Annotated in this window: 20 protein-coding genes, 1 tRNA gene and 1 other RNA gene; 11 read left to right on the top strand and 11 right to left on the bottom strand. The window is 66.2% G+C overall.

Annotation, left to right across the window (positions count from 1 at the left end; genetic code table 11):
* The 3 genes from CK944_RS09670 to CK944_RS23620 are packed head-to-tail and all read right to left on the bottom strand — an operon-like array spanning window position 1 to window position 1,914.
* Window positions 1–477: a DUF2948 family protein gene (locus CK944_RS09670; RefSeq protein WP_103172852.1), complete on the bottom strand. Its 477-nt coding sequence runs from the start codon at window positions 475–477 to the stop codon at window positions 1–3.
* A gap of 3 nt (window positions 478–480) precedes the next feature.
* Window positions 481–1,749, bottom strand: a complete 1,269-nt coding sequence (gene murA / locus CK944_RS09665; RefSeq protein ID WP_103172851.1) for a UDP-N-acetylglucosamine 1-carboxyvinyltransferase — start codon at window positions 1,747–1,749, stop codon at window positions 481–483.
* Entirely contained in the window at window positions 1,750–1,914 is a 165-nt protein-coding gene (locus CK944_RS23620; protein WP_192877747.1) for a hypothetical protein, read from the bottom strand.
* Window positions 1,915–2,037: 123 nt separating this feature from the next.
* Here CK944_RS23620 and CK944_RS09660 point away from each other — a divergent pair.
* Window positions 2,038–2,112: transfer RNA gene (locus tag CK944_RS09660), tRNA-Thr, on the top strand.
* Window positions 2,113–2,189: 77 nt separating this feature from the next.
* A complete protein-coding gene (locus tag CK944_RS09655; RefSeq protein ID WP_103172850.1) occupies window positions 2,190–3,785 on the top strand; it encodes a peptide chain release factor 3 in 1,596 nt (531 codons plus the stop codon).
* Window positions 3,786–3,814: 29 nt separating this feature from the next.
* On the opposite strand, the gene CK944_RS09650 is transcribed toward CK944_RS09655, so the two are convergent.
* Window positions 3,815–4,282, bottom strand: coding sequence for an SspB family protein (locus tag CK944_RS09650; protein WP_103172849.1), 468 nt, complete (start codon window positions 4,280–4,282; stop codon window positions 3,815–3,817).
* A 131-nt stretch (window positions 4,283–4,413) separates the two neighbouring features.
* Window positions 4,414–4,768, bottom strand: a transfer-messenger RNA (tmRNA) gene (gene ssrA, locus CK944_RS09645).
* Between the two features lie 54 nt (window positions 4,769–4,822).
* Here ssrA and CK944_RS09640 point away from each other — a divergent pair.
* Window positions 4,823–5,080 carry a PepSY domain-containing protein gene (locus tag CK944_RS09640; RefSeq protein ID WP_103172848.1) on the top strand — a complete coding sequence of 86 codons (258 nt, stop codon included), beginning with the start codon at window positions 4,823–4,825 and terminating at the stop codon, window positions 5,078–5,080.
* A gap of 51 nt (window positions 5,081–5,131) precedes the next feature.
* Here the strand turns inward: CK944_RS09640 and gndA are convergent, their stop codons facing one another.
* The 4 genes from gndA to CK944_RS23990 all read right to left on the bottom strand — a co-directional run bounded on the left by gndA (window position 5,132) and on the right by CK944_RS23990 (window position 8,577).
* Entirely contained in the window at window positions 5,132–6,532 is a 1,401-nt protein-coding gene (gndA, locus tag CK944_RS09635; RefSeq protein ID WP_103172847.1) for an NADP-dependent phosphogluconate dehydrogenase, read from the bottom strand.
* Window positions 6,533–6,601: 69 nt separating this feature from the next.
* Window positions 6,602–7,051 carry a PaaI family thioesterase gene (locus CK944_RS09630; protein WP_239986025.1) on the bottom strand — a complete coding sequence of 150 codons (450 nt, stop codon included), beginning with the start codon at window positions 7,049–7,051 and terminating at the stop codon, window positions 6,602–6,604.
* 12 nt (window positions 7,052–7,063) lie between these two features.
* Window positions 7,064–7,900, bottom strand: a complete 837-nt coding sequence (gene pdxY / locus CK944_RS09625; RefSeq protein WP_239986024.1) for a pyridoxal kinase — start codon at window positions 7,898–7,900, stop codon at window positions 7,064–7,066.
* Window positions 7,897–8,577 carry an MOSC domain-containing protein gene (locus CK944_RS23990; RefSeq protein ID WP_239986030.1) on the bottom strand — a complete coding sequence of 227 codons (681 nt, stop codon included), beginning with the start codon at window positions 8,575–8,577 and terminating at the stop codon, window positions 7,897–7,899. The genes pdxY and CK944_RS23990 overlap by 4 nt, the downstream gene beginning before the upstream one ends.
* Window positions 8,578–8,709: 132 nt before the next feature.
* Here CK944_RS23990 and CK944_RS09615 point away from each other — a divergent pair, with 132 nt between their 5' ends.
* Window positions 8,710–9,831: a Ppx/GppA phosphatase family protein gene (locus CK944_RS09615; RefSeq protein ID WP_103172844.1), complete on the top strand. Its 1,122-nt coding sequence runs from the start codon at window positions 8,710–8,712 to the stop codon at window positions 9,829–9,831.
* A gap of 1 nt (window position 9,832) precedes the next feature.
* Window positions 9,833–10,576 carry an RlmE family RNA methyltransferase gene (locus CK944_RS09610; protein WP_103172843.1) on the top strand — a complete coding sequence of 248 codons (744 nt, stop codon included), beginning with the start codon at window positions 9,833–9,835 and terminating at the stop codon, window positions 10,574–10,576.
* On the opposite strand, the gene CK944_RS09605 is transcribed toward CK944_RS09610, so the two are convergent.
* Window positions 10,564–11,556, bottom strand: coding sequence for an AraC family transcriptional regulator (locus tag CK944_RS09605; protein WP_103172842.1), 993 nt, complete (start codon window positions 11,554–11,556; stop codon window positions 10,564–10,566). The genes CK944_RS09610 and CK944_RS09605 overlap by 13 nt on opposite strands.
* A 78-nt stretch (window positions 11,557–11,634) precedes the next feature.
* Window positions 11,635–12,537 carry a tRNA (adenosine(37)-N6)-dimethylallyltransferase MiaA gene (miaA, locus tag CK944_RS09600; protein ID WP_103172841.1) on the bottom strand — a complete coding sequence of 301 codons (903 nt, stop codon included), beginning with the start codon at window positions 12,535–12,537 and terminating at the stop codon, window positions 11,635–11,637.
* 83 nt (window positions 12,538–12,620) lie between these two features.
* On the opposite strand from miaA, the gene pyrH reads away from it, so the two are divergent.
* The 6 genes from pyrH (at window position 12,621) to rseP (ending at window position 18,110) form a co-directional block, all read left to right on the top strand.
* Window positions 12,621–13,355, top strand: a complete 735-nt coding sequence (gene pyrH / locus CK944_RS09595) for a UMP kinase (protein ID WP_103172840.1) — start codon at window positions 12,621–12,623, stop codon at window positions 13,353–13,355.
* A gap of 116 nt (window positions 13,356–13,471) precedes the next feature.
* Complete coding sequence (gene frr / locus CK944_RS09590) at window positions 13,472–14,035, top strand: ribosome recycling factor (protein WP_103172839.1); 564 nt, start codon at window positions 13,472–13,474, stop codon at window positions 14,033–14,035.
* 9 nt (window positions 14,036–14,044) lie between these two features.
* Window positions 14,045–14,779, top strand: coding sequence for a polyprenyl diphosphate synthase (gene uppS, locus CK944_RS09585; protein WP_103172838.1), 735 nt, complete (start codon window positions 14,045–14,047; stop codon window positions 14,777–14,779).
* A complete protein-coding gene (locus CK944_RS09580; protein WP_103172837.1) occupies window positions 14,776–15,621 on the top strand; it encodes a phosphatidate cytidylyltransferase in 846 nt (281 codons plus the stop codon). Before uppS ends, CK944_RS09580 begins: the two co-directional genes overlap by 4 nt.
* Before the next feature lie 3 nt (window positions 15,622–15,624).
* Complete coding sequence (dxr, locus tag CK944_RS09575) at window positions 15,625–16,782, top strand: 1-deoxy-D-xylulose-5-phosphate reductoisomerase (protein ID WP_103172836.1); 1,158 nt, start codon at window positions 15,625–15,627, stop codon at window positions 16,780–16,782.
* Complete coding sequence (gene rseP, locus CK944_RS09570; protein WP_103172835.1) at window positions 16,779–18,110, top strand: RIP metalloprotease RseP; 1,332 nt, start codon at window positions 16,779–16,781, stop codon at window positions 18,108–18,110. Before dxr ends, rseP begins: the two co-directional genes overlap by 4 nt.
* Window positions 18,111–18,112 lie beyond the last annotated feature (2 nt).

Raw genomic sequence — 18,112 nt, 5'->3', positions numbered from 1 at the left:
TCAGTCGGGATGGACGGGTGCCTTGCCGGACACGGCGCGATAGGGCCGCGTCACGTCGCGAAGGTCTATGTTGATGCATTCGACCTCGGCCACCAGGGTGCCGTCGCCCGCGAATTCCAGCAACAGCCGCCCCGTGCCGTCCTCGCCCGACTGCCAGACCATCGCCAGCAGTTCCAGGACGGTGTCGGCATCCCGGCTGATCCCGTCCGACAGGACCCGCTGCACGTCGCGGATCAGCAGGACCGACCGGACGCGTTCATAATCGCGCCCCTCGGATGCGGCCTGTTCGGCGTCTTCCCAGCGGAACCGGTTCAGCAACAAGGCCAAGGACCGCCCGCGGTGGTCATAGGACATCTCGGACGCAGGCAGGATCGCGTCCTGCAGCAAGGCCGAGAGGATGCGCAGATCCTGCTCGTCCTCGGCCATCAGCGCCAGGGGCGCGGGATCGGCATCGGCAAAGCGGGCGTCCTGTGGCATGGCTTATTCCTCTTTCACGCGTTCGATATGGGCTCCCACGCCGCGCAGCTTGCGCACGACATGTTCATAGCCCCGGTCAAGGTGATAAACCCGGCTGACCGTGGTCTGGCCTTCGGCGGCAAGCCCCGCAAGGATCAGGCTGACCGAGGCGCGCAGGTCCGTGGCCATCACCGGCGCACCCCGCAACCCGTCAACCCCGGTCACGGTTGCATGGCCGCCGTGAACCTCGATCCTTGCGCCCATGCGGGTCAGTTCGGGGGCGTGCATGAAGCGGTTCTCGAAGATCGTCTCCTCCAGCACGCTGGTGCCTTCGGCCACGCACATCAGCGCCATGAACTGCGCCTGAAGATCCGTCGGGAAGCCGGGGAAGGGTTCGGTCGTGACATTGACGGCGCGGATGCCGTTCCTGCGGCTGACCTTGATCCCGCGCGCGGTTTCGGTGACGTCGATCCCGGCCTCGTCCAGCTTTTCGCAGAAAGCCGACAGAAGCTCGATCCGGCCGCCCAGGCACTCGACCTCTCCGCCGCAGATGGCGGGGGCCAGCATATAGGTGCCAAGCTCGATCCGGTCGGTCACGACGGGATGGGTCGCGCCGTGCAGGGCATCGACGCCCTGGATAGTGATGGTGCTGGTGCCTTCGCCCTCGATCTGGGCGCCCATGGCGCGCAGGCAGCGGGCCAGGTCCACGATCTCGGGCTCTCGTGCGGCGTTCTTCAGGACGGTCGTGCCCTTGGCAAGCGTCGCGGCCATCAGCGCGTTCTCGGTCGCGCCGACGGAAACCAGCGGGAAATCGACCACCGCCCCGCGCAGCCCGCCCATCGGGGCCTTGGCATGGACATAGCCTTCCCGCAGATCCAGTTCCGCGCCCATCGCCTCCAACGCCTTCAGGTGCAGGTCCACGGGCCGCGCGCCGATGGCGCAGCCGCCGGGCAGCGACACCTTGGCCCGGCCATCGCGGGCCAGCATCGGACCCAGCACCAGGATGGATGCGCGCATCTTGCGCACGATGTCGTAATCGGCGCGGTGGCTGGTCAGCGCGTGGCTGGACATGGCAAGGACCTGGCCGTCCTGCAGGCTGGCGGCCTCGGCCCCCAGGCTTTGCAGCAGGGCGGTCATGGTGCGGACGTCCGACAGGCGCGGCGCATTGGTCAGCGTCAGCGGCTGGTCGGTCAGCAGCGTCGCGGGCATCAGCGTCAGGCAGGCGTTCTTGGCCCCCGCAATCGGGATTTCGCCCTGAAGCGGGCCGTTCCCGCGAACGATGATCTGGTCCATCTAGCTGTCGTCCTTGCCTGTACCGCTGTCCTGCGGCCCGTCCGCGTCATCGACCGCCCGCGCGCGCGCCTGTGCCTTGCGGCGTTGCAGGTTGGCGCGCAGGGCAGCACGCAGCCGTTCGTCGCGGCTGTTCTGCTTCTTGCTGTCGTCGGGCCGGTCGCTCATCCGCATCCTGTTAGCCTTGGTTGCACGCGCAGTCCAGCAAAGGTGACAGGAACGCCAGGTCGGATTTTTCCGCCGACCCCCCTTGCGCGGGGCCGCCGCTTTGTCTAAACGCCCCCTCAAGATGCTGTGGTAGCTCAGTGGTAGAGCACACCCTTGGTAAGGGTGAGGTCGAGAGTTCAATCCTCTCTCACAGCACCATCTTCCAGAATGCCTCCGACCATGCCGCAAAGCCCTTGGCGATTGCGCATTTCCGTTTCGCAGGCTACAGGCCGCCCATGACAAACCGCCCCGATCTTCCCCCCGAAATCGCCCGCCGCCGCACCTTCGCGATCATCGCGCACCCGGATGCCGGCAAGACCACGCTGACCGAAAAGTTCCTGCTGTTCGGCGGGGCGATCCAGATGGCCGGGCAGGTGCGCGCCAAGGGCGAGGCACGGCGCACGCGGTCGGACTTCATGAAGATGGAACAGGACCGGGGGATCTCGGTCAGCGCGTCCGCGATGTCCTTCGACTTCGACCGCTATCGCTTCAATCTGGTCGATACGCCGGGCCACAGCGACTTTTCGGAAGACACCTATCGCACGCTGACCGCCGTGGACGCGGCGATCATGGTAATCGACGGGGCCAAGGGCGTCGAATCGCAGACCCGCAAGCTGTTCGAGGTCTGCCGGATGCGCGACCTGCCGATCCTGACCTTCTGCAACAAGATGGACCGCGAAAGCCGCGACACCTTCGAGATCATCGACGAGATCCAGGAAAACCTTGCCATCGACGTGGCGCCTGCAAGCTGGCCGATCGGATCGGGCCGCGATTTCCTGGGCTGCTATGACCTGCTGCATGACCGGCTGGAACTGATGGACCGGGCCGACCGCAACCGGGTGGCCGACTCGATCAAGATCAGCGGGTTGGACGATCCCAAGCTGGCCGAGCAGATCCCTGCGGACCAGCTTGAAAAGCTGCGCGAGGAGGTCGAGATGGCGCGCGAGCTGCTGCCCGCCTTCGACCGCAAGGCCTTCCTGGAAGGGCACATGACGCCGATCTGGTTCGGCAGCGCGATCAACAGCTTCGGCGTCAAGGAACTGATGGTCGGCATCGGCGAATTCGGCCCCCAGCCGCAGCCCCAGAACGCCGCGGATCGCGAGATCGCGCCCGAGGAGAAGCCGGTGACCGGCTTTGTCTTCAAGGTGCAGGCCAACATGGATCCCAAGCACCGCGACCGGGTGGCTTTCGTGCGCCTTGCCAGCGGGCATTTCGAACGCGGGATGAAGCTGACCCATGTGCGGTCGAAAAAGCCGATGGCGGTGACGAACCCGGTGCTGTTCCTGGCCGCTGACCGCGAACTGGCTGAGGAGGCTTGGGCCGGCGACATCATCGGCATCCCGAACCACGGCCAGCTTCGCATCGGCGACGCCCTGACCGAAGGCGAGGCGCTGCGCTTCACCGGCATCCCGTCATTCGCGCCGGAACTGCTGCAATCGGTGCGGGCGACCGATCCGATGAAGGCCAAACACCTGGAAAAGGCGCTGATGCAATTCGCCGAGGAAGGCGCGGCCAAGGTCTTCAAGCCGATGATCGGCTCCGGCTTCATCGTCGGCGTCGTGGGCGCCCTGCAGTTCGAGGTCCTGGCCAGCCGGATCGAGATCGAATACGGCATCCCCGTCCGCTTCGAGGCGTCCCAGTTTACCAGCGCCCGCTGGGTTGCAGGACCCAAGGACAAGGTCGATGCCTTTGTCCAGGTCAACAAGGGCCATATCGCCCAGGACCATGACGGCGACATGGTCTATCTGACCCGTCTGCAATGGGACATCGACCGCGTCAGCCGCGATCATCCTGAATTGCGGCTGACCGCGACAAAGGAAATGATGGTGTGAAACAGGGGCGCTTCAGGCGCCCCTTTTTGCTATTTCCGCCAGCGGTCCAGTTGCACGACCTCGCCGCCGCCATTCGGGGCACCGTCGGGATTGTCGTCGCCGTCTTCACCGTCTTCGTCATCCTCCTCATCATCGTCGGATTCCTGCGTTTCGAAGCGCAGGCCGAATTCGACGGACGGATCGACAAAGGTGCGCAGCGCGTCAAAGGGGATGCGCAGCGGTTCGGGAGAGTTGCCGAAGTTCAGGGTGACGGTGAAACCTTCGTCGTCCACGGTCAGATTGTCGAACCAGTGCTGGATGACAATGGTCATTTCCTCGGGGTAACGTTCGCGCAGCCAGTCGGCCATCTCGACGCCTTCGTCGCGCGTGTCGAAGGTGATGAAGAAATGATGATCGCCCGGCAGACCGTGTTCGGCGACGCGTTCCAGCACATCCGCGATCAAAGCCTGCATCGCGCGATGCATCATTCCGCCATAGTCGATTCCCGATCGCGCCATGCCCGTCCCCTTCGATTTCGGGCCAGCATAGGCATATGACGGACGATGAAAAGGGGGGCGTCCCGCGCATGGGCAAGAAACACGCGCAGCTTCACGGGACGGATGGGAAGCAGGGGAAATAATGGGTTGGAGGTGCAGGATTCTGTTGCCAGGCTCCTGCGGGCCCCGCCTTACGCTGCTAGGCGCAAGGGCTTAGGTTTCGATCACTCGAACTGCTTACGCAGCCAGAGCAACCGGAGCACGGTTGTCGTTGGCAACTGTACATTTTGCACCGATAACGGTGGTGGCTCACCGAGACAAAGCAAACATCTTTAGACGTTCGTCGATCCTGTTTCGACCCCAAGGCCCCCCAACGAGGGTGATCTGGTGGAGTCGCCGGGTACCGCCCCCGGGTCCGATCCGCTTATTCCATGCGCGTTTATGTCCATAGTCCGAGTTGCCCCGGACAGGTCGAATATAGGACCGCGCCTTGCCCGCCGCAAGACCCCGGAACCCCGGGCAGGACAAGTCGTTGGGTCCCGCAACGCAAGGAGTTTACCCATGACGATTCGCATGATTGCCCTGGCCACGCTGATTGCCGCCCCCACCGCGCTGATGGCGCAGGATACCCCGCCCGAAGGCTCGATGCCCTTGTCGCAGTTGGTGACCAAGCTTGAAACCGACCTGGCGGGCGAACTGGGCCACATCACCGATGTGTCTTGGGACGACGACGGCTATTGGGAGGTCGAGTATCACAACGCCGAAAACCGCGAGGTCGAGATCCGCGTGGATCCCGCCACCGGCGAAGTGCGCCAGTAGGCGACCCGGCTTTTCCACGAAGGGGGGCAGCATCGCGCTGCCCCGTTTTGCTTATGCGATCCCGCCCCAGGGACCATGCGGATCGTCGATGCCGTCCAGGCGCTGGAAGCCATGCGCGCCGAAGAAGTCGCGCTGCGCCTGGATCATGTTGGCCGTTCCGCGCCCGGTTCGCATCAGGTCGAACCACATCAACCCCGACGCCAAGGCAGGCAGCGCGTGCCCGGCCGCCGCACCCTGGGACACGACCTGCCGCAGGGCCGGCATGGCGGCCCTGATCAGGTCGGCGAAGAAGGGCGCCATGATCAGGTTGCGGGTTGGATCCTCGGCCAGGGCCGATGCCATGTCGTTCAGCATGGCGGACCGGATGATGCAGCCCGCGCGCCAGACCCGCGCGATCTCGGGCAGATCCAGCGTCCAGCCGAATCGTTCCGACGCCGCCGCGATCATCGCGAAGCCCTGGGCATAGCAGAGGATCTTGCCCGCGATCAGCGCCTGTTCCAGAACCTCGGGCGGCAGGGAACAGGGCTGCGGGGCCGGGCCGAACAGCGCCTGGCCCGCCAGCCGTTCGTCCAGACGGGCCGAGACGTTGCGTGCCATCACCGCGGCCTCGATCACGGGGATGGGGGCGGACAGGTGCTGCGCCTCGATCGCGGTCCAGCGGCCGGTGCCCTTCTGGCCTGCGCGATCCAGGATCACGTCCACCATCGGCTTGCCGGTATGGGGGTCGATGGCAGCGGTCACGGCCGCCGAAATCTCGACCAGATAGGATTTCAGGACGCCCCCGTTCCACCGGGCAAAGATGCCCGAGATCGCGGCGGCATCCATGCCCATGCCGTCGCGCAGCAGGCCATAAACCTCGGCGATCATCTGCATGTCGGCGTATTCGATGCCGTTGTGGACCATCTTGACGAAATGTCCCGCGCCCGCATCGCCCATCCGGGCGGCGCAGGGGGTGCCGTCTTCGGCCCGCGCGGCGATGGCGGTCATCACATCGGCCACGCGGTCCCAATCGGCGGCGTCGCCCCCGCCCATGATGGCGGGACCGTGGCGCGCCCCTTCCTCTCCGCCCGACACGCCCATGCCGAGGAAGCGAAAGGGCAGGCGGGCGGCATTGCGGCGGTTGGTGTCGTGGAAATCGGCATTGCCCGCGTCGATCACCAGATCATCGGCATCCAGCAAGGGTGCCAAGGCGGCAAGCTGGTCATCGACCGGCTGGCCCGCAGGCACCATGAGGATGATCGCGCGTGGCGGTGCGATGGCGGCCACCAGGTCGGCCAGGGTTTCCGCCGGCACGATCCGCGGCGCCAGTTCGCCCGCGCTTGCCGCGAAATCCCGCGTCACCTGGGTGGTGCGGTTCCAGACCGCGATGGGAAAGCCTTTTTCCGCGATGTTCAGCGCCAGCGCCGATCCCATCGTTCCCAAGCCGATCAGCCCGATCCGTGCCTGTTCCATGCGCGATCCTTCCCGCAAATCCGTGTTTTCGGCTGTTTACGCTAACGGCATGTGGTTGTCACGCCGGGGTCAGGCGGGCTTGTCCTGAACAAGGATCAGCGTTTGAAGTCCTGTTGCCACATGGGTGCGGCGTTCGGGGGTAACGCCCCAGACATCAAGCTGACAGATCGTCAGGGTGCGGCCCGGCTTGATGACGCGGCCCTCCGCCTCCAGCCAGTCGCCTTGGGCGGGGTTCACAAGGTTCAGCTTGAATTCGACCGTCAGGACCGACGTGTTTTCGGGAAACAGCGTGAAGCCTGCATAACCGCCTGCCGAATCCGCGATGGATGCGGTCCCGCCCGCGTGGAAATAGCCGTGCTGCTGGGTCAGTTCCTGCCGGAAGGGCAGGCGGATCGTCACCAGGCCCGCCTTGATCTGGCCCAGTTCAGCGCCCAGCAGGGACATCAGCCCCTGTCGGGCAAAGCTGTCGCGGATGCGGTCCACCGTTGCCTGGGGCAGGTCGCTGCCAATGTCCATCATGTCCTCTTGGGTTTACAGGGTCAGAAGGGCGGCGCGGAAGCCCGGGTCGGACAGCACCACCTCTCGGGCGCCGATGCGGCCGGCGTGGGCAAGCGCCGCCGATGTCAGATCCTGCGCCGTCTCGACCGCAAAGGTCAGGTCGCGGCCCTTGGCCAAGGACGCCACGATCAGCCCCGCGAACAGATCGCCCGTGCCGGGAAGGGCCACAGGCAGGCGGCGCGTCGGGTGCCGCGTTGCCCCGGCGGGTCCAAGGATCACGCTTTCCAGATGATCGGCCGGGCTGTCCTCCAGCACGCAGCCCGTGGCGATCAGCGAGGCGCCGGGCGCCATGCGCAGACGGGCCCCGGCGGCTTGCAAGTCGTCCATGTCCCTGATGGGCTGTCCGGTCAGGAAGCCCAGTTCAAAGGTGTTCGGCGTCGCCAGATCGGCCAGGGGCAGCAGCCTGTCCGCGATGATGCGCGCCAGTTCCGCAGGGACGTAAAGGCCGGGTCCGTCATCGCCCATCACCGGGTCGCACAGGTAACGCAGGCGCGGATTGGCCGCCTTGCAGCGGGCGACGAAGTCGGCGGTCAGCCGCCCCACCTCGACCGAGCCGATATAGCCCGTCATCAGCCAGTCCGCGCGCTGCGGCAGCCCGCGTTCCTCGGCCCCCAGCAGCAGGTCGGCGAACAGATCGGGCGGCAGCGGCGCGCCGCGCAGCGTCGGATAGTCGGGCGTGTTGGAAAAGATCACCGTGGGAATGGCCGCGACCGCCAGCCCCGCCGCCTGCATGGGAAAGACGGCGGCGGAATTGCCGACATGGCCGTGGACGACCTGGCTCTGGACAGAGATCACCAGCGGCGGCGTCACGACCGGCCCTCCAACCGGGGGCGCCAGTCTTCGACGCGGCCGCTGTCCAGGCGGCTCCGGGCATGACGCCGCCAGCCTTCGGCCAGCACGTCCAGTGCGGCGATGCCTTCCAGTTCGGCTCGGTTCAGGCGGTCCACATACATCGCCCGCCACAGCCTGCGCAGCGTCCATTCGGGGGCCAGCCGGTCGATCAATTGCAGATCGTCGCCCGGTGCAACCATGCCCGGCTGCAACACGCGATAATACCACCCCGTCCGCCCCGTCCCTTGCACGCGCCGCGCCATGTCCGGCACGCCAAAGCGGTGGTTCAGCTTCCAGCACGGCTGGCGTCCCTGCGAGACCTGGATCAGCGCGCCGCCCAGCCGGAAGATGTCGCCCACGGCCACCCTGTCCTCGGTCATGCCGAGGTCCGAGATATTTTCCCCAAAGGCACCAGGCGTGTTCAGCAGGGGCAATGCGCCCAGGTCGGTGCGCCAGGCCGTATAATGATCCAGGGGATAATGATGAACGGCCTTTTCCGGTCCGCCATGGACCCGCCGGTCGGCCTGTGCGTCGCCCTGCAACCCGGCGGGCCCCAGCCACAGGGGGGATGCGGCAGGGGTCTTGGCGATGGCGCTTGTTGCCGGGCTTCCGGCAAGGGGCGCGACAGATCCGGTCAGCAGGGTTATCGGCATGATGTTCCGCGCGTAAACTTGCGTCACTTATCAACCGATTGTCACGCCCTGGGCAATCACCCTTTCGCCGCCCCTTGATCGGGCAGGGGGCGCGCGTTACGTTTTATTCAACTTGATATCGGAGGGCGTGTTGTCATGACGCCCAAGCGTCCTGCGGGTGCGGACGCGTTCCCGAAAACTGCGGTAGAGCCGTCCGCCGCCCGCCAACCCGAGGAGGGGGCGCTTTATGCTGCCCTCGACTTGGGCACGAATTCGTGCCGGATGCTGATTGCCCAACCGAAGGGCAGTCAGTTCCAGGTCATCGACAGCTTCTCCAAGCCGGTGCAGCTTGGCCAGGGGCTGGAAGCGTCTGGGCGATTGTCGCGCAGTTCGATGGCGCGCACGGTCCATGCCTTGCAGGTCTGCCGGCGCAAGCTGGAACAGCATCGCGTGCGCAACATGCGCCTGGTCGCGACCGAGGCCTGTCGCCGCGCGCGCAACAGCCGCGATCTGCTGCGCACCATCCGGCGCGAAACCGGGCTGCAGATCGAAACCATCGGCGCCGAGGAAGAAGCCCGGCTGGCCGTGATTTCCTGCGCGCCGCTGGTCAGCCACAAGACCGAGACGCTGATGGTCGTCGATATCGGCGGCGGATCGACCGAACTGGTCTGGATCGACCTTGAGGACGTGGAGCCCAAGGAACGCCCCCGCGCGATCATGCGGCTGTCGGACGGTTTCGGCAATCCGCAGCCGGGCGGCGCGCGGGTCGTGGACTGGATCAGCGTTCCGCTGGGTGTGGCGACGCTGCGCGACCAGTTCGCGGATGTCGAGGACGACCAGGGCCGCTTCGCCCTGATGTCCTGGTATTTCGAGGAGATGCTGTCGGGCTTTACCCCCTATGCCCAAGGGTCGCCTGACGAAGGGTTCCAGATCATCGGCACCTCGGGGACGGTGACCACGGTCGCGGCCAGCTTCCTGGGCCTGCGCCGCTATGACCGGACCAAGGTGGACGGGCTGGAAATGACCAGCGACCAGATCGACCGGGTGATCCATTCCTATCTGCAGCTTGGTCCCGACGGGCGCCGTGCCGATCCGCGCATCGGGCGCGAACGGCACGCGCTGATCATGTCGGGCGCGGCGATCCTGCAGACCCTGATGCGGATCTGGCCGACCAGCAAGCTGTCGGTGGCGGATCGCGGCCTGCGAGAGGGGTTGCTTTATTCCCAGATGGTGCGCGATGGGGTGCTGGCTGCGGAAGGACTGAACGGAGTGGCATGAGATGACGAAGACGCCCACCAGCCGCGCGGGCAAATCCAGCGGGCGCGGTCAGCGCGACCTGCGGGTGCGGGTGAAGACCGCCAAGGGCCGCAAGCTGTCCAGCAAGCTGTGGCTGGAACGGCAGTTGAACGACCCCTATGTCGCCCGCGCCAAGCGCGAGGGGTATCGCGGGCGCGCGGCCTACAAGATCTTGGAACTGGACGACAAGTATCGTTTCCTGGTGCCCGGCGCGCGGGTGGTGGACCTGGGCTGCGCGCCCGGCGGCTGGTGCCAGGTTGCCGTGGACCGCGTGAATGCGCTTGGCGAAAAGGGCGGCAAGGCGGTGGGCAAGGTCCTGGGCGTCGATCTGCAAGAGGTCGATCCGATCGCGGGCGCCGAGATCCACCAGCTTGATTTCCTGTCCGAAGGCGCGGACGAAAAGGTCAAGGAATGGCTGGGCGGTCCCGCCGATGTGGTGATGTCGGACATGGCGGCGTCGTCATCGGGCCACAAGGGCACCGACCACCTGCGCATCGTGGCCCTGGTCGAGGCTGCGGCGGCCTTGGCTTTCGACATCCTCGAACCCGGTGGAACTTTCGTCGCCAAGGTATTGGCGGGCGGGGCAGAAACCGAGATGCAGGCAATGCTGAAGCGCAATTTCGACAAGGTCGCGAACGTCAAGCCGCCTGCCAGCCGCAGCGATTCATCCGAGAAATTCGTCGTCGCGACCGGCTTTCGCGGCCGGCAGCCCGATCAGCGGGACTGAGCGCGGAAGGCATCGGGGCTGCGCCCCGTGGCGGCCACGAAGGCGCGGATGAAATGGGCCTGGCTGGAATAGCCAAGATCGGCGGCGATGCGCGACAGGGGCCGGTCGGTATTGCGCAACAGGTCCGCCGCGCTTTCCAGTTGCAGGTCGTGGATCAGCTCGACCGCCCGCTTGCCCCGCGCGGACAGGCAGGCCTGGTCCAGCACCGCCGTGGTGCTGTGCAGTTCAGCGGCCAGTTCGGGGACCGATCGCGTCGATCCCAGCCGCTGCCTTGCCAAGGCCAGAAACCGCTCGATCAGCGGAAGATCGGGCGGCGCCGTTTCGGGGATGTCGGGGGCGCGGCCGGGCTGAAGCTGGCCCAGCCGCAGCGCCAGCAGGTTGATCAGGCACGACAGCGTTCCGGCATCGGGATTGCCAGCCTCGACGGCAAGTTCGTGCAGGGTCGCTTCCAGCTGCGCGGCATGGGAACCGGCTTGCGCGGCCAGCCCCCGATCCGGCAACGGCGGTTCCGCCCCGGCGGCAAGGCTGGGCGATATCAGCGCGACATGCCCGTGCGACCCGGCGGAAGGCATCGCGGCAAAGGCCGTTCCCGCGGGAATGTAGCGCACATCCCCCGCACGCAGGACAAAGTGGGCGCGCGGGAAATCAAGCTGCACCCGGCCATCGGTCACCCAGATCAGGGTATGGTCGGGGCGCGTGCGCGGTTGCGGCGGCATGGCGCGGTTGCCCCAGACGAAAGCCGCAAGGGGCAGAAGCCGTATCCCCTGTCTGCGGCCGATGGGATGCCCGCCGCGCGGGAATGGTTGCATGGCGGCCGGGGTGGCCACCGGCAAGACGGGGGCCGCAGCGCGATCGGTGGGAAGCGGGGCGGAGGCATTGGGGATGGATGCCGCGTTCACATCCGCGTCCTGCCGCCCTGTCCTGATCCGGCTGGCCGAGAAGGGAAAGCCATTCCACCGCGAATGCCCGAACGCCGACATGAAAAACCGCCTGACACATCACCACATAAGCGGATTATTGCCGAAATCCGGATCATATTCAACCGGGCCGGGTAAGGATCAATCCCCGCTTGTGCTTCCTGCATCAGCAGGCAGATGCGTCCAGTCCTTCATCCGCCCTCTGAACCAGATGCGCTGCGCCTTGGCATATTGCCGGGTGGCGATGATCGCTCGTTCGGTGGCCGTGTTCAGGGCGATTTCCCCCCGCAGATGGGACACCAGTTCGGGTGCGCCGATGGCGCGCGCCCATTGCCGGGAAGGATCCCAGTGGGGCAGCATGGTCCGAACCTCGTCCAGGGCACCCTGTTGCATCATCATGTGGAAGCGGTCCGCGATTCGCCGGGCCAGCCAGTCGCGGTCGGCCATCACAAGGATCTTCTGGGCATCCGCAGGTGCGATCAGGGGCGGTGGCGTATCGTCCTGCCAGTCGGCCAAACCCCGCCCCGTTGCGGTCCAGACCTCCCACGCGCGTTGGACGCGGGCAGGGTTGCGGGTGTCGATGCCGGCGCGTGTCCGGGCGTCAAGATCGGCCACCATGCGCGCCAGACCGTCTTCCTGGGCCAGTCGGGCATCCCCTTCCGCCCGGATCTCGGCGGGAACGGGGGGAACCGGGGCCAGCCCCTGCGTCAGCGCCGTCAGGTAAAGGCCGGTCCCGCCCACCACGATCAGGCGGCGGTCCAGAAGCCCCGCCACCTCTCGCAGCCAGTCGCCCACCGAATAGGTCGCGCCTAGCGCGACATGGCCATACAGCGCATGGGGCGCGGCTGCTTCCTCGGCCGGGCCGGGACGGGCAGTCAGCACCCGCCAGCAGGACCAGATTTGCAGCGCGTCGGCGTTCACGATAAGCCCGCCCTGGGCCTGCGCGACCGCCAGCGCCAGCGCGGATTTGCCGCTGGCGGTCGGGCCTGCGATCAGCAGGTGGCGCGCGGGATCGATCTGGTCCAAGGGGATCAAAGCAGGCATCTTTCGGGCGGTTGAACACGCCCACCTTTTGCGACATTTTGTGCCGCGATGAAAGCGACCGGCGCGGACACGAAGGAACCAACATGACCGATCATCAGGGCGCAGCACCCGCGCAATACGGCAGGGTGATGCTGAAAATTTCGGGCGAGGCGCTGATGGGCGATCAGGGTTACGGCCTGCATCCCCCCACCGTGGCGCGCATCGCCGACGAGGTGGAATCGGTCCAGAAGATGGGGGTCGAGGTCTGCATGGTGATCGGCGGCGGCAACATCTTCCGTGGGCTGCAGGGCAGCGCCCAGGGGATGGAACGGACCACCGCCGACTATATGGGGATGCTGGCCACGGTGATGAACGCGCTTGCCATGCAATCCGCGCTGGAGGCGAAGGGCCTGCATTGCCGCGTCATCAGCGCCATCCGCATGGACGAGGTCTGCGAGCCATACATCCGCCGCCGCGCCATCCGGCACCTGGAAAAGAAGCGGATCGTGATCTTCGCGGCGGGCACCGGCAACCCTTATTTCACCACCGACACCGCCGCGACCCTGCGCGCGAACGAGATGAACTGCGAGGCGATCTTCAAGGGCACCAAGGTCGATGGCGTCTATGACAAGGATCCCAAGAAGCACGCGGACGCCAAGCGTTACGGCGAGGTCAGCTATGACGAGGTGCTGCAAAAGCACCTGGGCGTGATGGACGCGTCGGCCATCGCGCTGGCCCGCGACAACCGCCTGCCGATCATCGTCTTCTCGCTGGACGAACCGGGCGGGTTCCGGGGCATCCTGGAAGGCCGCGGCACCTATACGAGGGTCCACAACTAGGCCGCCACCCGGCCGCACGCGCTGGCGAAGGCTTGCCCGAAAGCGGGGCAAAGTCTTTGCCAAGGTATGCATCTCTCGTTACAAGCAATCAAAATTCAATGCAAAGGCAGTTCCCCATGGCAGAGGACATCGAAATCGACATCGACGATCTGGAACGGCGGATGAAGGGGGCGATGGACAGCCTGCGCCACGAATTCTCCAGCCTGCGGACGGGCCGCGCCTCGGCCTCGATGATCGACCCGGTGCAGGTCGAGGCCTATGGTCAGATGACCCCGATCAACCAGCTTGGCACGGTGAACGTCCCCGAACCGCGCATGGTCACGATCAACGTCTGGGACAAGGGCATGGTCGGCAAGGTCGAAAAGGCGCTGCGCGAATCCGGCCTGGGCATCAACCCGCAGACGAACGGCACCATCATCATGCTGCCGATCCCCGAACTGAACGAGGAACGGCGCCGCGAGCTGACCAAGGTCGCCGCCCAATATGCCGAAAGCGCCCGCGTCGCGATCCGCAACGTTCGCCGCGACGGCATGGACCAGATCAAGAAGGGCAAGGCCAATGGCATGCCCGAGGACGACCAGAAGTTCTGGGAAACCGCCGTTCAGGAATTGACCGACAAGATGATCGCCAATGTCGATCAGGCGCTTGAAGGCAAGCAAGCCGAAATCATGCAGGTCTGAGGGACGAACATGGCCGCTGAAACCGCACCGCTGCTGACTACCGGCGGGGTCGATCAGCGGCCCCGGCATGTCGCCATCATCATGGATGGCAATGGCCGCTGGGCCACCAACAAGGGCTGGCCCCGCCTTGTCGGCCACAGGCGGGGGGCCGAGCGCGTCAAGCAGATCGTCCGCGCCTGCCCCGACCTGGGCGTGAACTGGCTGACCGTTTATGCCTTTTCCACCGAAAACTGGAAGCGCACGACCGAGGAAGTCCTGGGTCTGATGAAGATCTTCCGCCGCTATATCCAGTACGAGGCCGAGGGCATGGCCGCTGAAGGCGTGCGCCTGCGCTTCATCGGCGGGCGCGAACGGCTGGACCACAAGCTTCAGGCGCTGATGTCCTCGATCGAGGCGCGGACGGCGGGCAATTGCCGCCTGAACCTGACTGTGGCGATCAATTACGGCGGCCGGGACGAACTGACCCGCGCATCCGCAAGGCTGGCCCAGAAGATCGCGCGGGGCGAGGTGGAGACCCCGACCGAGGCCGATCTGGCCGCCTGCCTGGACACGGCCGGGCACCCCGATCCCGACCTGGTGATCCGCACGTCCGGGGAAACGCGGACCTCGAACTTCCTGCCCTGGCAGGCGGCCTATGCGGAATATGAATTCACGCCCGTGTTGTGGCCCGATTTCACGCCCGACCATCTTGCGCAGATCCTGGACCGCTTCGGGATGCGGGACCGGCGTTTCGGGGGCGCATGAGCGCCGGGCGCCTTGGGGTAGCAAAACCCCCACCCGGCAAGTGGGCGGACCTGTCACGCCGCGTCGCCTCGACCCTGGTATTGCTGGGGATCGGCATCATGCTGGCCGTGGCGACGGGGGTGTGGCTGCGGCTGTCGATGGCGCTGATATCGGCGATCACCTTCTGGGAACTGGCGGCCATGACCGGCTGGCGCAATCCGCGCCTGCATCCCGGCATCTTTGGCGCTTGGCGGCCCATCGCCCTGGCCCTGATCGCCTTCATGTCACAGGTCATCGCCTTGGGCTTCGATCATCCCCTGGCGATCCTGGCCCTGTTGTTCCCGCTAATCGCGGGGATCCCCGGCGCGGCGCCACGCGACCGCTGGACCTATGCGCTGTTCGGTGCGGCGATCATGCTGGTCGCCTATGGCTTGGTCGGTTTCCGGGAAAATTACGGCCTGAATTTCGTGCTGTGGCTGATGGGGATCGTCATCATCTCGGACACGGCGGGCTATTTCTTCGGCCGCATGATCGGCGGGCCGAAGTTCTGGCCCTCGCTCAGCCCCAAGAAGACCTGGTCGGGCACCGTGGCAGGCTGGTTCGGAGCCTTGCTGCTGGGGGTTCTGCTGTGGCGGCTGGGGCGCGGCGATGCCATGCTGATCTGGTGTTCGCCCATCGTCTGCCTTGCCGGTCAGATGGGCGACATTGCGGAAAGCTGGCTGAAACGCCGGGCAGGGGTCAAGGACAGTTCCAACCTGATCCCCGGACATGGCGGCTTCATGGATCGTTTTGACGCCGTGACGGGCGCGGTGCTGGCAACCATGCTGATCGGGCTGCTGACGGCATTACCTTCGGTGAGCTGACCCATGCGGCGGATTTCGATTTTCGGGGCCACCGGCTCTGTCGGGGCGAACGGCGTTGACCTGATCCGCCGCGCGGGGGGGCCTGACGCCTATCACACGGTCGCGCTGACCGGCGGGCGCAACATTGCAAGCTTGGCGCAGATGGCCCGCGACCTGCGCGCCGAGATCGCCGTGACGGCGCATGCCGAACTGCTGGATGATCTGCGTGCGGCCCTTGCGGGCAGCGGGGTCGAGGCGGCGGCGGGTCCGCAGGCCCTTGTCGAAGCTGCGAGCCGTCCCGCTGACTGGGTCTTGTCGTCCATCGTCGGCGCGGCGGGGTTGATGCCGGGACTGACGGCGCTTGCTCAGGGCGGGATCCTGGCACTTGCCAACAAGGAATCGCTGGTCTGCGCCGGTCCGCTGCTGCGCCATGCCGCGACGACCAGCGGATCCAGAATCCTGCCGGTTGATTCGGAACATTCCGCGATTTTCCAGGCGCTTGGCTCTGAAAAGCTCGAATCCGTCAAGGATGTGACCATTACCGCATCGGGCGGCGCCTTCCGGGATTGGCCGCTGGAACGGCTGGCCTCCGCGACCGTGGCCGAGGCTTCGACCCACCCCAATTGGGCGATGGGGCAGCGCATCACCATCGACAGCGCCTCGATGTTCAACAAGGCGATGGAGGTCATCGAGGCAAAGGAGTTTTTTGGCCTCCGTTCCGACCAGATCAAGGTGCTGGTCCACCCGGAATCGATCATTCATGCGATGGTCAGCCATGTGGACGGCGGCAGCATCGCCCATCTGGGCGCACCCGACATGCGCCATGCCATCGGCTTTGCGCTGCATTGGCCCGATCGTGCGCCCCTGCCGGTCGCGCCCCTGGATCTGGCCGCGCTTGGCAGCCTGACCTTCCGCGCCCCGGAGGAGGTTCGCTGGCCCGCCCTGCGCCTGGCGCGAGAGGTGATGGCGGCAGGCGGCATGGCAGGCGCCGTGTTCAATGCCGCCAAGGAACAGGCGCTTGACGACTTCATCGCCGGTCGGATCGGGTTCACGCAGATGGCGCCTCGCGTGGAAATGACCTTGCAGGCCCTGTCGGGGCGGGACGGTTTCGGCCATGATCCGGCCGATCTGGAAACGGTTCTTCACTGGGACCGCGAAGCACGCAAGGAAGCCGCCGCATGACCGACCTGATCCCGCAATTCGGAGGCACGCTGTGGACGCTGGCCGCGTTCTTCATTGCCCTTGCGGTGATCGTGACGGTCCATGAATTCGGCCATTACTATATCGGCAGGCTGTCGGGCATCCGGGCCGAGGTCTTCTCGGTCGGCTTCGGTCCGCGCCTGATCTCGCGCCGCGACAGACGGGGAACGCTGTGGCAATTGGCGGCGATCCCGCTGGGCGGATATGTGCGGTTCCTGGGCGATGCCAATGCCGCAAGTGCGGGGCCGAGCCGGGCCGTCGATCCGGCCTTGCGGCGCCAGACGCTGACGGGCGCGCCGCTGTGGGCACGCTTCGCCACGCTGCTGGCCGGACCGGTCTTCAACTTCATCCTGTCGATCCTGGTCTTTGGCGGTTTCGCGCTGTTCCAGGGTCTTCCGACGGACGAGCCGCAGGTCGGCACCATCGCCGAGGCGCCGCCCGGCGTGGTCAACGAACTGCAGCCGGGCGACCGGATCCTGGCCTTGGGCGGCCAGCCGGTCGAAAGCTGGCGCGACATCGGCGGGATCGCACAAACCCTGCCGGTTGCCGACCACCAGGACTGGACGGTTCGGCGCAATGGCGCGGAGTTGACCGTGCGCGGTCCCGACCCCATGCCCTCCCGGATCAGCGGCGTGGCCCCACGCAGCGCCGCGGCCGATGCCGGCCTGCGGGCGGGCGATGTGGTGATGGCCATCGACGGCCAGCCGGTCAGCCGCTTCACCCAGATGCGCCAGACGGTCGAGGCGGCCGAGGGCCAGCCGCTTGCCTTGCAGGTCTGGCGCCCCGGCCAGGGCGTCGCGGATTACACGCTGGTTCCCAAGATGCAGGATCTGCCCGCCGAGGGGGGCGGATACGAACGGCGCTGGTTGATCGGCGTGACAGGCGGCGAAAGCTTCTTCACGCCCGCCACGCGTAGCGCCGGGCCGCTGGAATCGCTGTGGCTGGGTGTCCAGCAGACCTGGGGGATCATCGCCTCGTCCCTGTCGGGGATGTGGGCGATGATCTCGGGCCAGATCGACAGCTGCAATCTTGGCGGCGCCATCAGCATCGCCGAAAGCACGGGCCAGGCGGCAAGCGCGGGGGGCGGCAATTTCCTGTGGTGGATCGCCGTCCTGTCGGCGGCCATCGGCTTTCTGAACCTGCTGCCGATCCCGGTCCTGGATGGCGGTCACCTGATGTTCTACACATGGGAGGCGGTGACCGGCCGCCCGCCTTCGGACAAGGCCCTGAACCTGCTGACCGCGATGGGCATGGCGGCGGTGCTGTCGCTGATGATTTTCGGCCTGACCAACGATCTTTTCTGCCCCTGACG

The sequence above is a fragment of the Paracoccus sp. SY genome (assembly GCF_002901215.1).
Taxonomy (GTDB): domain Bacteria; phylum Pseudomonadota; class Alphaproteobacteria; order Rhodobacterales; family Rhodobacteraceae; genus Paracoccus; species Paracoccus acridae.
Note: the sequence above shows the minus strand (reverse complement) of the source record. Positions and strands in the feature narration are given on the sequence as shown.

Coding starts and splice junctions, on each gene's coding strand:
- CK944_RS09630 (WP_239986025.1), bottom strand. CDS start 7,051: ATGATGGACATTGGCAGCGACCTGCCCCAGGCAACGGTGGACCGCATC.
- gndA (WP_103172847.1), bottom strand. CDS start 6,532: ATGGAACAGGCACGGATCGGGCTGATCGGCTTGGGAACGATGGGATCG.
- CK944_RS09615 (WP_103172844.1), top strand. CDS start 8,710: ATGACGCCCAAGCGTCCTGCGGGTGCGGACGCGTTCCCGAAAACTGCG.
- CK944_RS09605 (WP_103172842.1), bottom strand. CDS start 11,556: ATGTCGGCGTTCGGGCATTCGCGGTGGAATGGCTTTCCCTTCTCGGCC.
- CK944_RS09580 (WP_103172837.1), top strand. CDS start 14,776: ATGAGCGCCGGGCGCCTTGGGGTAGCAAAACCCCCACCCGGCAAGTGG.
- dxr (WP_103172836.1), top strand. CDS start 15,625: ATGCGGCGGATTTCGATTTTCGGGGCCACCGGCTCTGTCGGGGCGAAC.
- CK944_RS09640 (WP_103172848.1), top strand. CDS start 4,823: ATGACGATTCGCATGATTGCCCTGGCCACGCTGATTGCCGCCCCCACC.
- frr (WP_103172839.1), top strand. CDS start 13,472: ATGGCAGAGGACATCGAAATCGACATCGACGATCTGGAACGGCGGATG.
- CK944_RS09655 (WP_103172850.1), top strand. CDS start 2,190: ATGACAAACCGCCCCGATCTTCCCCCCGAAATCGCCCGCCGCCGCACC.
- uppS (WP_103172838.1), top strand. CDS start 14,045: ATGGCCGCTGAAACCGCACCGCTGCTGACTACCGGCGGGGTCGATCAG.
- rseP (WP_103172835.1), top strand. CDS start 16,779: ATGACCGACCTGATCCCGCAATTCGGAGGCACGCTGTGGACGCTGGCC.
- murA (WP_103172851.1), bottom strand. CDS start 1,749: ATGGACCAGATCATCGTTCGCGGGAACGGCCCGCTTCAGGGCGAAATC.
- CK944_RS09610 (WP_103172843.1), top strand. CDS start 9,833: ATGACGAAGACGCCCACCAGCCGCGCGGGCAAATCCAGCGGGCGCGGT.
- pyrH (WP_103172840.1), top strand. CDS start 12,621: ATGACCGATCATCAGGGCGCAGCACCCGCGCAATACGGCAGGGTGATG.
- CK944_RS09670 (WP_103172852.1), bottom strand. CDS start 477: ATGCCACAGGACGCCCGCTTTGCCGATGCCGATCCCGCGCCCCTGGCG.
- CK944_RS23620 (WP_192877747.1), bottom strand. CDS start 1,914: ATGAGCGACCGGCCCGACGACAGCAAGAAGCAGAACAGCCGCGACGAA.
- miaA (WP_103172841.1), bottom strand. CDS start 12,537: ATGCCTGCTTTGATCCCCTTGGACCAGATCGATCCCGCGCGCCACCTG.
- CK944_RS09650 (WP_103172849.1), bottom strand. CDS start 4,282: ATGGCGCGATCGGGAATCGACTATGGCGGAATGATGCATCGCGCGATG.